Raw genomic sequence first — 15660 nt, 5'->3', positions numbered from 1 at the left:
CCTGGAGCGACAGCGCTGAGCGGGGCTGATGCCGCCTGTTTCGGCAAGAATCCGCTGAATCGACGAATGATTTCGGTCGAACAGCTGAGCAATGTGCTGAAGGGACTCGCCCTTACGCCAGCGCTCCACATCAATGCCTTCTGACTGTCCGTGTAATAAATTCGAGGTCTGTTTTTCATCGCAACACTCCTCCTGCCTAAAGCAGTTTATAGTGTTGCGTCGACCGGTTGAATCCACAGCCGGAAGCTGACTGTGATCCCTGCCTAACGTTTTTTTGTCAAACAGGGAACCATTCAAAATCAGCCCTTTTGCTTGGCGATCCACTCGTCGACGACTTTTTCCAGCACCGACAGCGGCACATTGCCGGTCTCCAGCACGGTGTTGTGGAAGCCTTTGATGTTGAACTTGTCGCCCAGTGCTTTCTGCGCTTTGGCGCGCAGGTCGAGGATGCGGATCATGCCGATTTTGTAGGCGCAGGCCTGGCCCGGCATCACCACGTAGCGATCCACTTCCGCCGGCGGAATGCCGTAGTCGATGCCCTGCTGGCGCGTCCATTTCATCGCATGCAGGCCGGTGTCCACCACCAGGCGGCGCGCGCGGAACAGTTCCGCGTCCAGTTGGCCCAGCTTGCCGACCACGTCGTCGCCATACCAGCCGTTCTCCGACGCCAACTGCTCGGCATACAGGGCCCAGCCTTCGCCATACGCCGAACCGACACCAAACACGCGGTCGCGGCGATAGCGCGGCAGGCCGGTGTTCTCCTGTTGCAGCGCGACCTGGAAGTGGTGGCCCGGCACCGCTTCGTGATACACCAGCGTGCGCATGCCGACGATGCGGAACTCAGGCCCCGGCAGCGGCGCCCAGAAGATGCCCGGACGCGTGCCATCCTTGGCCGGGCCAGTGTAGTGCGCCGCCGCCGTTTTCTCGGTGAAGACCGGCTCGCGCTTCACTTCCACCGGCGCCTTCGGCACGATGTCGAACAGGGTTTTGGCGCGCGCCTCGGCATCGCGCATGATGGCGTCGTAACGCGCCAGCAGTTGCGGACGCGGGTCCGCTTCCTTCGGCTGCTGATCCTTTTCCAGCTTGGCCATGCGCTCCTTGATGCTGCCCTCGGTGTAGCCGATCGACACCAGCAAGCCATTCATCTCCTTCTCGATGCGCGCCACTTCCTGCTGGCCGATCTCGTGGATCTGCTGCGGCGTGTAGTCGGTGGAGGTCATCTGGCGCAGCGCCACGGCATAGGCCTTGTCGCCATTCGGCAGGCGCCACAGGCCGGCGTCGTTGTTCGTGTGCGGCAGCTGCTCCTGCAACAGCGCGCGGGCGCGCTGGAACACGGGAGTGATCGATTGCCTGACGATGGCGGTGGCGTCGGCCGTGAATCTGGCCTGGTCTTCCGCCGACACGTCCTTCACGTTCGCCATGCGCTGCACCAGCGACGCCACCAGCACATTGCTGTCCGGCGTACCATCCAGGAAGCGATCCAGCTGGCCGATGGACGCCTGGGTGATAAAGGTCGGCATCAGGATGCCATTGGCCGCGGCGCCGCGCGCCTGCACAATGCCGGTATCCATCTTGCCCGCCACCGCTTTCAGGCGCACCAGATAATTTTCGATATCGCGGCGATTGCGGATCGGGTGCTGCTGCGACAGGAAGTTCACCAGCTGCACGTGCAGGCCGGTGAACTGGTTGAACACGAAATTATAGTCGCGGTAAGGATACGCATCGACCGTGCCCTGCAAACTCCAGGCGATGGTGGCGGCGCTGGCGCGCTGCTGCGGCGTCAATCTGGACTGGTCGATCTTCGCCAGCTCCGCCAGCGACTTTTTGGCCGTGGCCACTTCGGCCGCGCGGAACACCACCGTGTTGGGCGTCAGCTTGCGGTCCAGCGCATCCTGCTCCTTGGCGTCGAAGTACTGCTTTTGCGTGGCTTGTTCCGGATCGTTGCGCACCTTGGCGTTGGCGATCTTGTCGGCCCAATCGTCAAAGGATACGGCATGCGCAGCGAGGGTGAGCGATGCGCCGGCCAACAGCGATATGAATCTAATTGAAGTTTGCATTGAGGGGTCCTTGGTAAGGGAAGAACCCAACGAGTGTAGCCCACTCAAGCCAGCTTCTCAACCTCGGGCTCATCGAGCTCGGTGCGATTGCGGCCGCCCTGCTTGGCGCGGTACAGCGCCTGGTCTGCACGCGAGAACCAGCGCTCGTAACTGGCTTCATCCTGCCGCACCACGGACACGCCCAGGCTGACCTGTATCCGGAAGCTGGCCCCGTCATGCGACACCAGCTCCGACGCCACTTCCTGCCGCAGACGCTCGGCAAAAGCATGCGCCCCGCGCAGCCCGGTCTCCGGCAGCACGATCAGGAACTCCTCGCCGCCGTAGCGCGCACCGAAGTCCACCTTGCGCATCACCGATTTCATCACCGCGGCCAGGCAGCGCAGGGCCGCGTCGCCGGCCGGATGGCCATATTGATCGTTGATCTGCTTGAAGTGGTCGATATCGAGCAGCACCATGGCGGTACTGTGACCCGAGCGGCAGGTGCGGTCCCACTCCGCCGCCAGCCGGCGGTCGGCCTCGCGCCGGTTCAGCAGGCCGGTCAGCGCATCGGTGGTGGCCAGCTTTTGCAACTCCGCCAGCAGCACATCCTGCGACTTTTGCCAATGCTGGAACAGCTGGTAGCCAAAGAAGGCCATGAACAGCACGATGGCCACGAACACCCAGTAGAAAATCCACATGGTCTGACGCAGCGCGTCCGGGTTGACTTGCGCGTCGGCCAGGCTGAAAGTGGCGTAGCCGTACACCAGCACGCCCAGCGTGACCGAGGCGAGCAAGCCAAGCAGCGAACCGCGCGAGCGCACATGCGAGTCGCGCAGCAGTTGCGGATGCGTCGCCAGCCAGCGCTCCACACGCGGCCACAGCATCGCCATCAGCGGACCGACGATGCATACACTTTGCAGCAACGCCCCCAGCCACCAGCCCTGCCACACCGGCAGCAGCGCGGCGCGCTCGTAGTCGTTGGTATAGCTCCAGATCAGCGCACCGCTGGAACTGAACACGCAGGCAATGAAGGACTGCTGCACGTAGAACAGCAGCGAACTCAGACCGCGCAGGTCGCGCCGCATGGCGATCGCCTGGTAGCCGATCACCATCACCAGAAAGCCGAGCGGATTGGCGAGCCCGAACAGCAGCGCCCAGGACAACGGCATGCCGGCGTACAGCGCCAGCGACACGGTGGCGCAATACGCCGGAATGGCGCCCCACCACCAGCCCAGCGTGAGCGTCAGCAGCAGGCAAATCCACAACGGGGGATAGACAGTGAGGTAGACCGCCAGGCCGCCAAACTCGATGGGAATACCGGACCAGCCCCAGATCACCATGCCGACGCCCATGCACACGCTCAGGGCGAGCAGTGCCAGCCAGCCGCCAAACAGGCAGGCTTGCTGGCGGCTGGTGCCGCTGCGCCACAAGCGCAAGGGCGACAATTCCCGGTATGGCGGCGCTTCCGCGTCAGTGTTGGACAAGATGCTCCCCCTTGAAGTCTTGCCAATTATATACCGTCATTGTCCTGGACGAAATGACAGGCCAGTGCCCACTCCACGTGTTCGCGCACCAGCGGCGACGGATCGTCGCGCCGCGCCAACAGTGCCGCCACGATGGCCGCGTCCCCCCTGGCGCCGGCAGCCGCTGCATTCCCCAACCCGACCGCGATGTTGCGCAGCCAGCGCTCATGGCCGATGCGGCGTATCGGACTGCCTTCCATCTTGCGATTGAATTCGTCCTCGCTCCAGGCGAACAGCTCCACCATGGAGGCCTGGCCCAGGCCATGGCGCTCGTCGAAGTCCGGCAGCACGGCGCGCTGCGCGAACTTGTTCCACGGGCAGGCGGTCTGGCAATCGTCGCAGCCGTAAACGCGGTTGCCGATCAGCGGCCGCAGTTCCAGCGGAATGGCGTTTTTCAGCTCGATGGTCAGATAGGAGATGCAGCGCCGCGCATCCAGCTTGCCGGGACCAAGGATGGCTTGCGTCGGACAAGCCGTGATGCAGGACGAGCACTGGCCGCAATGCGCGCCGGTGGGCTGGTCCACCGGCAGCGGCAGGTCGACCAGGAATTCGCCCATGAAGAACATCGAGCCGGCGGTGCGCGACAGCAGCAAGGTATGCTTGCCGCGCCATCCCAGGCCGGCCTTCTCGGCCAATGGCAGCTCCATCACCGGCGCGGAATCGGTGAACACGCGGTAGCCGAAATCGCCGATTTCCGCCTTCACCTTGTCGGCCAGCTGCTGGAGGCGGGCGCGCAGCACCTTGTGGTAGTCGCGGCCGCGCGCGTAGACCGAGATGACGGCGGCGCCGGGATCGCCCAGCCGCGCCAGTTCGCGCTCGCGCCACGCATTGTCCCCTTCCGTTTCGGTGTCCCTCGGCAGATAGTTCATGCGGGCGCTGATCACGCGGATGGTGCCCGGCACCAGCTCGGCGGGACGGGCGCGCTTCATGCCATGGGCCGCCATGTAATCCATTTCGCCGTGCATGCCGGCGTCCAGCCAGGCCTGCAAGCCGGCTTCGGCGTGACGGAGATCGACGTCGGTGATGCGGATTTCGGCAAAGCCCAGCTCCACGCCCCAGCGCTTGATGCTGAGGGCAAGTTCGGCTAAATTGGTTTCATTGAGGGACATCGGCGCAGGCTAAAAGGTACAATGGCTGGCGTTCCAACCATACGACATTTTAATTGATGCAGCACTTTACAGCCCATCTCCACGACGAAGAAGGCACCGCCGCCCTTGGCGCCGCACTGGCGCGCGCCCTCGCTCCCGGCCTGGCGATCCATCTGCATGGCGATCTTGGCGCCGGCAAAACCGCCCTCACCCGCGCCCTGCTGCACGCGGCCGGCCACACCGGCACGGTGAAAAGCCCGACCTATACCTTGTCCGAACCGTACAGCATTCAGCTCGGCGGCCGCGCCGTCAGCGTGATCCATTTCGACCTGTACCGCATGTCCAGCGCCGAGGAATTCCTTGATGCCGGCTTCCGCGAGGACTTCAACGGCGATAACGTCTGCATCGTCGAATGGCCGGAAAAGGCCGAAGGCGTGCTGCCGCCACCTGACCTGAACGTGTTTTTGACTGTGGCCGGACACGGTCGTGATGTAGAATTGCAGGCGTCCACCGCCTTGGGTAACTCATGCCTTCAACGCCTCAAATTCGCGCCCAACATGTGAGCCGCCGCACGGTCCTGAAGGCCGGCGCCACCCTGCTGCTGTCCGTCACCGTTCCGCTGCGCGCCAACGCCGCGCAAATTCTCGCCGTGCGCGTGTGGCCGGCCGAGGACTACACCCGCGTCACGCTGGAAAACGACACCGACCTCAAAGCCACGCACTTCATCGTCAAGGACCCGGAGCGCATGGTGGTCGACATCGAGGGCCTGGAGCTGAATCCGACACTGAAGTCGCTGGTCGCCAAGATCCAGTCCAACGACCCGTACATCAAGCAGGTACGCGTGGGCCAGAACCGCCCGAACGTGGTGCGGCTGGTGTTCGACCTGAAAGAGGAAGTGACGCCACAGGTGTTCACGCTGCCACCGGCCGGTAACTACAAGCACCGTTTGATCTTCGACCTGTACCCGGTCAAGCAGGCCGACCCGATCGCGGCCATGATCGAAAAAGGCGACTGGTCCGACCCGGCGCCCGCACCAGCGCCGGCGCCGACACCGAAAGAGCAACTGGCGGAGCTCAAGCCCGACCTCAAGGCCGAGCCGCGCGAGGAACTCAAGAACGAACTGAAAACCGCCGAAGCCCAGACCAAGGCGGACAAGCAGGGCAAGATGGTGCGCATGATCACCATCGCGCTCGACCCCGGCCACGGCGGCGAAGACCCCGGCGCCTCCGGCAAGAACGGCAGCCGCGAAAAAGACATCGTGCTGGCGATCGCCAAGCGCCTGAAGGCCAAGCTGGAAGACCTGCCGAACATGCGCGTGATGCTCACGCGCGACGGCGACTATTTCGTCCCGCTCGGCACACGGGTGGAAAAAGCCCGCAAGGTACAAGCCGATTTGTTCGTCTCCATCCACGCCGACGCCTTTGTGCAGCCTAGCGCGCGCGGCTCCTCGGTGTTCGTGCTGTCGGAAAAGGGCGCCACCTCGTCGGCCGCGCGCTGGCTGGCGGACAAGGAAAACCTTGCCGACACCATCGGCGGCGTCAACGTCAAGAACCATGACAAGCAACTGGCCAGCGTGCTGTTCGATCTCTCCACCACGGCGCAGATCAACGACAGCATGAAGCTCGGCCGCTCGGTGCTGGGCGAAATCGGCGGCATCAACCGTCTGCACAAAGGCTCGGTCGAACAGGCCGGCTTCGCGGTGCTGAAGGCGCCGGACATTCCATCGATCCTGATCGAGACCGCCTTCATCTCCAACCCGGAGGAAGAGGCCAAGCTGCTCGACGAGAGCTACCAGAACAAGCTGGCCGATGCCATCGTCACCGGCATCCGCCGCTATTTCGCAAAAAATCCACCGCTGGCAAAGAACCGGCTGACTTGAGAGAGCAATATGGCTGTAGTAACGATGACCGAATACGGCGCCCTGCCGGCAGTACAACTCACCGCCGCCGATGGCGCGCGCATCACCGTATCGCTGTTTGGCGCCCACCTGCTGTCGTGGAAGACCGCCGATGGCAAGGAACGCCTGTTCGTCAGTTCGCAAACCCCGCTGGACGGCAGCAAGGCAATCCGCGGCGGCGTGCCGGTGATCTTCCCGCAGTTTAATGTGCGCGGCCCCGGCCTGCGCCACGGCTTCGCGCGTGTCAGCACCTGGCGGCTGGGCGACAGCGGCGGCGATGGCGGCCGTTCCTTCCTCGAATTCCGCCTGAATCAAGACGACCTGTCGCCGGAACATGCGCAAGCCTGGCCGCACGCCTTCGCGCTGACGCTGCGCTTCACACTGCACGGCGATGCGCTGGACTTCCAGTACACGGTGCACAACAGCGGCCAGCAAGCCTTCCCGTTCGGCGTGGCGCTGCACACCTATTACGATGTCGGCCATCTGGATGCGACCAGCATCAGCGGCCTGCAACACCAGCAGTACACCGACCATCATCTCAACACGCAGGTGCAGGAATATCCGGCGCTGCACTTCACCGAGAAGCACGACCGCCTGTACCAGTCCACGCCGTCATTGACGCTGAACACGGCCAACGCCACGCTGCGCCTTGAACAGCAAGGCTTCAGCGAATGGGTGGTGTGGAATCCGGGTCAGGAAGATGCCAAAGCCCTGGTGGACCTGGCGGATGAGGAGTATCTGCGCTTTGTCTGCATCGAGCCGGCGCGCATCGACCAGCAGCCGCTGGAAGCCGGCGCCACCTGGACCGGCAAGCACACCATCGGCGTTTAATTCGATTCCTTGATGATGCGGCCGGAGCTCGGCTGCACTGGCCGCGCATTCAAAGGATAGAGACGGCTGAACAGCGCCATCTGCTGCGGCGAAGCCTGCACCGGCTCCTTCATCACGATCCACAGCACGCCTTCCTGGCAGGGCGGCGTGGTCATGGAGCCCATGAAGGTGTAGTAGTCGCGGCGGCCGGGCAGCAGATCCATCGGATCGAGCACGGTCGACGGCGCGGCCGTATCGTATTTTTCCAGCGGCAGATTGTTCCACACGGTCTGAATCACCGGCTGCTGCTTGCCGCGCTCCAGCAACAGCGCCAGCATGGCGAGACGACCCTCGCCATCCTTGTGCACCAGGTGCACCACCATTTCGTAACCCTTGCCATTGATGCGCTCTTCCGACGGCCGATGGAAATGGAACTGGATCAGCTCATACATGCGGTTGCCGACGGTGATGAAATTGCCGCCGCCGACCATCACCTGCACCGTCTTGCCGTTGTCCGTCACATTGAACGAGGATGGATGATAGTCGAAGGCGATCTGCTCCAGTTCGACCTTCATGCCGTCGCGGATATCGATCGGCGACTGGCGATTGCCGCTGCCGCACTTGGCCCACGCCGGATTGATCTTGCCCCAGTTGGCCGGGCCGCTCTCGCCTTCATACGACCACTCGTTGCTGTACACCTTGGGCTTGGCCGCTTCGACCGCCGCCTTGGCCGCCGCGTCCTTCCTGGCCTTGGCCGCCGCCGCCACGCGCGCCGCCTGATTGGCGCGCATGATGGCCAGCCGTTCCTGGATGCGGGCCGACAGATCGGCCTCCGCCTGCGCTTCCTTTTCGCGTTCGGTGAGCTTGCGCGCCGGTGCCGAGGATTTGGCGCTGGCGGCTGCCGAGGAGGACGACACCGCGCCGGCCGCGCCGCCCACGCCCGCCAGCGCCGACTTCGCCGACGGCGAAATGAGCGGATCGCTTGCGCCGCTGGCCGCGGTAACGACGCAGCAGCAGGCAATCAGGGGGAGGACGAGAGAGCGCATGGGTATCCAGAAGTGACAATTACAGTCTGGTATACGGATGCTTTAGGGAAAAACTTGAGGGTGGCGCGCGGGGAAAGTATCAAAACGTCACGCTGCGTCGCCGGCGCAGCGTGACGGCATGCGGGTTTCAGCGGCTTTGCAGGCGGCGCGACAGCTTGTACACGCCACCGATGGCCATCGGCACCACGGCCACGCCCACGCCGAACAGCACGATCTCGGTCAGGTGTTCGCGCACGATCGGGATGTTGCCGAAGAAGTAGCCGGCGGTGGTCAGCAGCACTACCCACAGGATGGCGCCGGTGAAGTTATACAGCTGGAAGCGGGCGAAGGTCATGTCCGACACGCCGGCCACGAACGGCGCGAAGGTGCGCACCACGGGCACGAAGCGCGCCAGCACAATGGTCTTGCCGCCGTGTTTTTCGAAGAAATCGTGGGTCTTCTTGAGGGCATCCTTGTTGATCCAGCGGTAGTCGTGCGTGAACACCTTTTGCCCCACCTTCTCGCCGATCCAGTAGTTACAGGTGTTGCCGGTGATGGCGGCGGTGGTCAGCAGGAACATCAGCAGCGGCAGGTTCATCTCGCCCACCGCGCACAGCGCGCCGGCGATGAACAGCAGGGTGTCGCCCGGGAAGAAGAACAGCACGACCAGGCCGGTTTCGGCAAAGATGATGGCGAACAGCACGGCGTAGATCAGCGTTCCGTATTGTTGGATCAGCACTTCCAGTGTTTTGTCGACATGAAGGATCATGTCAAAAAATTGCATAAAATCCATATTCTTCCCATAAAGTGAGCGCCGGAATCATACACCACCTGAGGCCCGGCGGAGGTAGTTTACAATGGTTGGCCCAACCTAGGAGAGTTTGGATGACTTTATCCCGTAGATTCAGCGTTTTATTCGTGCCGGCGCTGGCCCTGAGCCTGAGCGCCACCGCCGCCGACCTGCCGGTGCGCCCCAGCGCCGGCGAGATCGTCAAGAGCTCCCAGCCCTCGGACTGGCGTCCGCTGGACCCGCAAAACACCCTGTACATGGAACTGCCGGGCGGGCGCGTGGTGATCGAGCTGGCGCCGGAGTTCGCGCCGCAGGCCATCGCCAATATCAAGACGCTGGTGAAGGAGCGCTATTTCGACGGGCTGGCGGTGAACCGCTCGCAGGATAACTATGTGGCGCAGTGGGGGGATCCGAATGCGGAGACGTCGCCGAAATCGCTCGGTTCGGCCAAGGCCAAGGTGCCGGGTGAATTCACGGTGCCGATCTCGAACGACAAGCGCTTCGTGCGGCAGAAGGATGTTGACGGCTACGCGCCGCAGATCGGCCATTCCAACGGCTTCCCGGTGGGGCGCGATCCCAAGGCCGGCACCACCTGGCTGGCGCACTGCTACGGCATGGTCGGCGTGGGCCGTGACAACGATACCGACAGCGGCACCGGCGCCGAGCTGTATGCGGTGAACGGCCACGCGCCGCGCCATCTGGACCGCAATATCACGGTGGTGGGCCGGGTGGTGTGGGGCATGCCGCTGCTGGCGACCTTGCCGCGCGGCGGCGAGACCATGGGTTTCTACGGCCCGAAGGAAGCGCGCACGCCGATTATTTCGGTGCGCCTGGCGGCCGATGTGCCGGAGGCGGAACGCAGCCATCTGGAAGTGATGCGCAGCGAGGCGCCGATTTATCAGCGCGTGATCGAAGCGCAGCGCAATCGCGGCGGTCCGTGGAATAAGTACGCGGCCAACTACGTAGAACTGTGCAACGCCGCCATCCCGGTGCGGGAAGCGGGCAAGTTATAATCTCGCGATGAACGCTCCAGAACACCGCCCGCCACGTCCGATTCAGGCCCTGCCTGACCAGTTGATTTCCCAGATCGCCGCCGGCGAGGTGGTGGAGCGGCCGTCCGCCGTGGTCAAGGAGCTGCTGGAGAACGCGCTGGACGCGGGCGCCACACAGATCACGGTGCGGCTGGAGGAAGGCGGCGTCAAGCGCATTTGCATTACCGACAATGGCCGTGGCATCCCGCATGAGCAGATGCCGCTGGCGTTGGCGCGGCATGCGACCTCGAAAATCGCATCGCTGCATGATCTGGAAAACGTCGGCACGCTGGGCTTCCGCGGCGAGGCGCTGGCGTCCATCGCTTCCGTCGCGCAGGTGACCATCACTTCGCGCACGGCCGATGCGGCGCACGCCTGGGAAATCGAAGGTTCGCACAATGCCACGCCGACGCCGTCTTCGGGCGCGCTGGGCACCACCATCGATGTCAAAGACCTGTACTACAACACGCCGGCGCGCCGCAAGTTTTTGAAATCCGAGCAGACCGAGTATGGCCACTGTGCGGAGGTGGTGCGCCGCATCGCCCTGGCGCGCCCGGACGTCACGTTCTCGCTGACGCACAACGGCCGCACGGTCGATCACTGGAACACCAGCGAGATCGCCAGGCGCAGCGCGCAAATCCTGGGCGATGGCTTTGCCGAAGCGCGCTTGCCGGTGGATGAAACCATCGGCCCGTTACGCCTGCATGGCTACATCGGTTTGCCGACCGCCTCCAAGGCGCGCGCCGATGGACAGTTCTTCTACGTGAACGGGCGCTTCGTGCGCGACAAGGTGCTGGTGCACGCCGTGAAGGCGGCTTACCAGGATGTGCTGCATGGCGATCGCTTCCCGTCGTACGTGCTGTCGCTGGACATGGACCCGGCGCTGGTGGACGTCAACGTGCACCCGTCGAAGATCGAAGTGCGCTTCCGCGATGGGCGCGCGGTGCACCAGTGTGTGTTCCATGCGGTGCAGCGCGCGCTGGCGCAAACCTCGGCCACCGCGCACGGCAGCGTGCCATCGCCGCTGCCGGCGGCCGATAGCCTGAATGCCACGCCGGCATGGCGTGGCGAGCAAACCTCCTTCGGCTCCCTGCTGGCGCCGGACTACACGCCGACCTTCTCGCCATCGCCATTCGGCTCGCGCAGCGCGGACACCGGTACTGTCAGCACGTCCTACACGCCGCCGCGCTTCACCGCCGAAGGGGGCGTCGCGCAGAGCCTCGAAAATTACGGCGCCATGTTCCGAGAGGACGACCACCCTGCCCCGCTCGTGCGCAACGAATCCGACATGGCCCTGCCGCAGGCCAGCAGCTTCACCGTCTCCGCCGCCGCGATGGCGCAGGAAGAATTCCCGCTCGGCTTCGCGCTGGCGCAGCTGCACGGCATCTACGTGCTGGCGCAGAACGCCAAGGGCCTGGTGCTGGTCGACATGCACGCCGCCCACGAGCGCATCCTGTACGAACAGCTGAAGAACGCCTTGAACAGCCGCGTGGCCGGCGAAGAAATGCAAGTGCAGCCCCTGCTCATCCCGATCACCTTCTATGCGGACGCGGTGGAAGTCGGCACCGCCGAAGAACATCAGGACACCCTGCAAGCACTGGGCTTCGACATCGCCGTCCTCTCGCCCACCACGCTGGCCGTGCGTTCCGTTCCGGTGCTGCTGAAAAACGCCGACGCCCAAACGCTGGCCCGCGACGTCCTGCGCGACGTGCGCGAATTCGGCGGCTCGCGCGTGCTGATCGAACGCCAGAACGAACTGCTTGGCACCCTGGCCTGCCACACCGCCGTGCGCGCCAACCGCATCCTGTCGCTGCAAGAAATGAACGCCCTGCTGCGCCAGATGGAAACCACCGAACGCGCCGACCAGTGCAACCACGGCCGCCCGACCTGGGTGCAGGTCGAAATCAACGCCCTCGACAAGCTCTTCCTGCGCGGCCAATAACCATGAGCACCAAACCACTGGCCGTCGCCATCATGGGCCCGACGGCGTCGGGCAAAACCGCCTCCGCGTTGGCGATCGCGGAACGCATCCCGTCCGAAATCATCTCGGTCGATTCCGCGCTGGTGTATCGCGGCATGGACATCGGCACCGCCAAGCCGACGAAAGAAGAACTGGCCGCCGTGCCACACCACCTGATCGACATCATCGATCCGCTGGACTCCTACTCCGTCGCGCAATTTCGCAAGGACACGCTGCGGCTGGTCGACGAAATCAACGCGCGCGGCAAACTGCCGCTGCTGGTCGGCGGCACCATGCTGTACTTCAAGGGACTGGCGGATGGCCTGGACGACCTGCCCGGGGCCGATCCCGAAGTGCGCGCCGCGCTGGACGAAGAGGCGGCCCGCCTCGGCTGGCCCGCCATGCACGCGCGTCTGGCCGCCGTCGATCCCGACACCGCCGCGCGCCTGGCGCCAGCCGACTCGCAACGCATCCAGCGCGCGCTGGAAATCTACACGCTGAGCGGCAAGCCGATGTCCGAACTGCTGGTCCAGCGCGAGAAAACCGAACTGCCATTCGGGCTGCTGTCGTTCGCGCTGGAACCGTCCGACCGCGCCGTGCTGCACGACCGTATCGCGCGCCGTTTCGACATCATGCTGGAAGAAAGCCCGCAGGGTAACCTGATCACCGAAGTGGAAGCCCTGCGCAAGCGTGGCGACCTGCATCCGGGCCTGCCATCGATCCGTTGCGTGGGCTACCGCCAGGCGTGGGAGTATCTCGACGGGACCATCGACTATCCAACCATGCGCGAGACCGGCATCATCGCCACCCGCCAGCTGGCCAAGCGGCAGCTGACCTGGCTGCGCTCCATGCCGGAGCGCGTGGTGCTGGACTGCCTGGCGCCCAACCCGGCCGGCGCCATGCTGGCGCAGATCGCCGAACGGTTAGGCTGATCAGTGCTTGGGCGGCTCGCCGCTCATGTGCACCAATTCCCACAAGTGGCCGTCGGGGTCCTCGTAGCCGTGGCCGTACATGAAGCCATGATCCTGCGGCTCCTTGTAGGCGCGGCCGCCGGCCTCCACCGCCTTGGCCACCATATCGATCACCGCCTGGCGCGACTCCAGTTGCAGGCACACCAGCACCTCGGTCGACGCGCGCGCGTCGCTCACCGGCTTGGGCGTGAATTCCTTGAAGCGGGTCTCGGTCAGCAGCATCACATAAATATTCTCGGACACGATCATGCACGTGGCGCTCTCGTCCGTGTAATGCTGATTGAAGCTATAGCCCAGATGCGTGAAGAACTTGACCGACTTCTGCAAGTCGCGCACCGGCAGGTTCACAAAGATACTCTTTGCCATATCGCCCCCGTTAAAATTATGCTCACACCGCAGAATACCAATATGCCAATGTTTTGACGACAGCGACACGATAGGGGTCACTTTTTTAAAAAAAGTGGAGTGGGTTCCTTGACAGTACGGGCATCAACCCCGATAATCTTGGGCGTTGCAGGTGATATAGCTCAGTTGGTTAGAGCATAGCATTCATAATGCTAGGGTCGGTGGTTCAAGTCCACCTATCACCACCACAGAATTCCATGACAAATGGCCTGACCGGCAACGGCACAGGCCATTTTGTTTCAGCGACCGTTTCGGTGATATAGCTCAGTTGGTTAGAGCATAGCATTCATAATGCTGGGGTCGGTGGTTCAAGTCCACCTATCACCACCAACATCCGGAAGCCGCAAATCACGCGTGTGGTTTGCGGCTTTTTGCGTTTCTTGAGCCTTCGCAACGCCCGCCGCGGCAAACTCGCTACCGTGGAGACTTTCCCTCTCAAAGAGAAAGTCCATGCAACGCTACCACATCACCCTGGGCGCCAGCACCAGCGCCGGAGGCAAAGTCATCAGCGCCAGCAGCGCTTGCAGTATCAACGGTGTCGTCGTGGCGCTGGAAGGCGACGCCATCTTCTGCCCGGCCTGCAAATCGAACGGCCGGATCAAAATCTTCGGCACGCCAGGAAACGCAGTCGGCCGCCTTGGGCGAGGACGAGGCACAAGTCGCCCTGCGCTTCATCGACGAATTGACGCAAACGCCACTCGCCGCCAAACGCTACCGGCTGGAATTGCCCGGCAAGGTCATCGAAGGCACCACCGACAGCGGAGGCTATACCCAGCCCATCGCCGCCGCCGACCGCGCCCAACTGTTGGCGTGGCGCCTGATCGGCAAGGCCTGCAAAGCCATCGATGTTCCGATACTCGGCTGCGCCAGCATCTGGCTGCGCGTGCAGCGTGAAGCCGAGGCATGGATCGCGCCAGGAGGCAAGCTGATTGCCGATCCCATCGCCCGCAACCGCCGCATCAACCAAGCCTACGCGCAGCTATGGCAAGCGGACCACCGCTTCCAATGGGCCGGTCTGGCGGCCTTCGCCTCCAAGCAAGTGGGCTGCGGTTTGCTGCATGCCGCCGACAACGTTCGCACGGCACTCAAGGAAATGGTGGATAACGCCAACCGTCCGGATATCACTGGCAGCGCCGACATCGCGGCAATGAACACCATCCCGGCGGCGATAAGCGCCAGCTCAGCGTATATGTACCAGCAGCGCGCCTTCGGCAACACCATCCTCTTCCTCGACATCTATCCCCTGCACCGCTTCTACATGCTGCGCGGATATGAACATTTCCGCACTTGCCTGCTTCAACGTACTGAGATCAGTAATCAAGTCCTGTGGCCCATCAAGGACAGTCAATTGAAATTCGGGACTGCGCATAATGAAATTTACAAGGCATTCGAGTTAATTACCCAAAATCAGATTGAGGAAAGCGTCCAAAAACTCGCTTTTCATGAGCAAATCAACATCTTGCAAGCTGCGATTTACAACGACCTCACAATGCAAGGTGCACTGCAAGCCAATCAATTCTCCTGGGCAACTGGCTTTCCTACCGGTGTTTCAGCAGAAATAAAATTGACACGATCGTCGCAATGCAGCACACCATCATCCTCCCTGAATATCTGGTTTACACGAACCAAGATGGCCAAGCTGTACGACAAAAATCAGCGCATGAATTTCGTCTACGATGCAGCAGCAAGATTCAACGCCCTGCTACACAATGGCAGCCGTTCAGCCATCGAATCTTCAATCAATACCATTGCGAGCAATGGAGGCGCGCAATGAGAAGAAGATACGTCATAGCCCTTGCGGCGGTGACTTGCGCATTGTGCCTCCACCTCATCCCCCCTACGCCGACGGTGATTTCAGTTGGCGTAGGTTACACCTTTGAGCAGGTGAGAAAGGCATCTACCTACCCTGTGGCAGATTTCTCAAATATCCCTCCCAACGACCGCATCGGCTTCGGGGCAACGTGGGTGACGGAGCCCTCCGTGATCATCCGATTTGAAGATTGTGTCCCACGACGTGGTGTATGAAGACTTCGCCGGAATCGGCGTTTAGGAAGGCAGCTTGAGGGCGGCCATTGTGATTCTTAAGGTAAATTTGGGTTTGCGAAGACTCAACTCAACCAGAGG

13 protein-coding genes, 2 tRNA genes and 2 pseudogenes are annotated in these 15660 nt (G+C 62.8%); 10 read left to right on the top strand and 7 right to left on the bottom strand.

The window, feature by feature from the left end:
• The 4 genes and pseudogenes from GM676_RS30320 to queG all read right to left on the bottom strand — a co-directional run.
• Window positions 1-179, bottom strand: a pseudogene (locus GM676_RS30320) (IS30 family transposase); the annotation flags it as partial.
• 120 nt (window positions 180-299) lie between these two features.
• Window positions 300-2057: a DUF885 domain-containing protein gene (locus GM676_RS30315; RefSeq protein WP_155468291.1), complete on the bottom strand. Its 1758-nt coding sequence runs from the start codon at window positions 2055-2057 to the stop codon at window positions 300-302.
• 44 nt (window positions 2058-2101) lie between these two features.
• Entirely contained in the window at window positions 2102-3520 is a 1419-nt protein-coding gene (locus GM676_RS30310; protein ID WP_155468290.1) for a GGDEF domain-containing protein, read from the bottom strand.
• A gap of 26 nt (window positions 3521-3546) precedes the next feature.
• Entirely contained in the window at window positions 3547-4668 is a 1122-nt protein-coding gene (gene queG, locus GM676_RS30305) for a tRNA epoxyqueuosine(34) reductase QueG (protein ID WP_155468289.1), read from the bottom strand.
• A gap of 56 nt (window positions 4669-4724) precedes the next feature.
• On the opposite strand from queG, the gene tsaE reads away from it, so the two are divergent.
• From tsaE to GM676_RS30290, 3 genes are read left to right on the top strand one after another with little or no spacing between them, the layout of a single operon-like run.
• The gene (gene tsaE / locus GM676_RS30300) at window positions 4725-5210 is read left to right on the top strand and encodes a tRNA (adenosine(37)-N6)-threonylcarbamoyltransferase complex ATPase subunit type 1 TsaE (RefSeq protein WP_155468288.1); all 486 of its coding nucleotides are present in this window, start codon (window positions 4725-4727) and stop codon (window positions 5208-5210) included.
• Window positions 5174-6526: an N-acetylmuramoyl-L-alanine amidase gene (locus GM676_RS30295; RefSeq protein ID WP_155468286.1), complete on the top strand. Its 1353-nt coding sequence runs from the start codon at window positions 5174-5176 to the stop codon at window positions 6524-6526. Before tsaE ends, GM676_RS30295 begins: the two co-directional genes overlap by 37 nt.
• 9 nt (window positions 6527-6535) lie before the next feature.
• Window positions 6536-7375: a D-hexose-6-phosphate mutarotase gene (locus GM676_RS30290; protein WP_155468284.1), complete on the top strand. Its 840-nt coding sequence runs from the start codon at window positions 6536-6538 to the stop codon at window positions 7373-7375.
• Here the strand turns inward: GM676_RS30290 and GM676_RS30285 are convergent.
• Window positions 7372-8400 (bottom strand): carbonic anhydrase, encoded by a 1029-nt coding sequence (locus tag GM676_RS30285; protein ID WP_155468282.1) that lies wholly within the window; start codon window positions 8398-8400, stop codon window positions 7372-7374. The genes GM676_RS30290 and GM676_RS30285 overlap by 4 nt on opposite strands.
• A gap of 127 nt (window positions 8401-8527) precedes the next feature.
• Complete coding sequence (locus GM676_RS30280) at window positions 8528-9172, bottom strand: VTT domain-containing protein (RefSeq protein ID WP_155468280.1); 645 nt, start codon at window positions 9170-9172, stop codon at window positions 8528-8530.
• Window positions 9173-9264: 92 nt separating this feature from the next.
• On the opposite strand from GM676_RS30280, the gene GM676_RS30275 reads away from it, so the two are divergent.
• The 3 genes from GM676_RS30275 to miaA are packed head-to-tail and all read left to right on the top strand — an operon-like array spanning window position 9265 to window position 13092.
• Window positions 9265-10182, top strand: coding sequence for a peptidylprolyl isomerase (locus GM676_RS30275; protein WP_155468278.1), 918 nt, complete (start codon window positions 9265-9267; stop codon window positions 10180-10182).
• A gap of 7 nt (window positions 10183-10189) precedes the next feature.
• Window positions 10190-12142 carry a DNA mismatch repair endonuclease MutL gene (gene mutL, locus GM676_RS30270; RefSeq protein ID WP_155468276.1) on the top strand — a complete coding sequence of 651 codons (1953 nt, stop codon included), beginning with the start codon at window positions 10190-10192 and terminating at the stop codon, window positions 12140-12142.
• A gap of 2 nt (window positions 12143-12144) precedes the next feature.
• On the top strand, window positions 12145-13092 hold the full coding sequence (miaA, locus tag GM676_RS30265) for a tRNA (adenosine(37)-N6)-dimethylallyltransferase MiaA (protein ID WP_155468274.1): 948 nt from the start codon (window positions 12145-12147) through the stop codon (window positions 13090-13092).
• Here the strand turns inward: miaA and GM676_RS30260 are convergent, their stop codons facing one another.
• Window positions 13093-13497 carry a VOC family protein gene (locus GM676_RS30260; RefSeq protein ID WP_155468272.1) on the bottom strand — a complete coding sequence of 135 codons (405 nt, stop codon included), beginning with the start codon at window positions 13495-13497 and terminating at the stop codon, window positions 13093-13095.
• Between the two features lie 150 nt (window positions 13498-13647).
• On the opposite strand from GM676_RS30260, the gene GM676_RS30255 reads away from it, so the two are divergent.
• The 4 genes and pseudogenes from GM676_RS30255 (at window position 13648) to GM676_RS31905 (ending at window position 15310) form a co-directional block, all read left to right on the top strand.
• Window positions 13648-13724: transfer RNA gene (locus GM676_RS30255), tRNA-Met, on the top strand.
• Between the two features lie 65 nt (window positions 13725-13789).
• Window positions 13790-13866 (top strand) — tRNA-Met (locus tag GM676_RS30250).
• Between the two features lie 120 nt (window positions 13867-13986).
• Window positions 13987-14079, top strand: a pseudogene (locus tag GM676_RS32500) (PAAR domain-containing protein); the annotation flags it as partial.
• Between the two features lie 94 nt (window positions 14080-14173).
• Entirely contained in the window at window positions 14174-15310 is a 1137-nt protein-coding gene (locus GM676_RS31905) for a DUF2515 family protein (RefSeq protein WP_229262929.1), read from the top strand.
• Window positions 15311-15660: the final 350 nt, after the last annotated feature.

It is taken from the genome of Duganella radicis, from assembly GCF_009720825.1.
Taxonomy (GTDB): Bacteria; Pseudomonadota; Gammaproteobacteria; order Burkholderiales; family Burkholderiaceae_D; genus Rugamonas; species Rugamonas radicis.
Note: the sequence above shows the minus strand (reverse complement) of the source record. Positions and strands in the feature narration are given on the sequence as shown.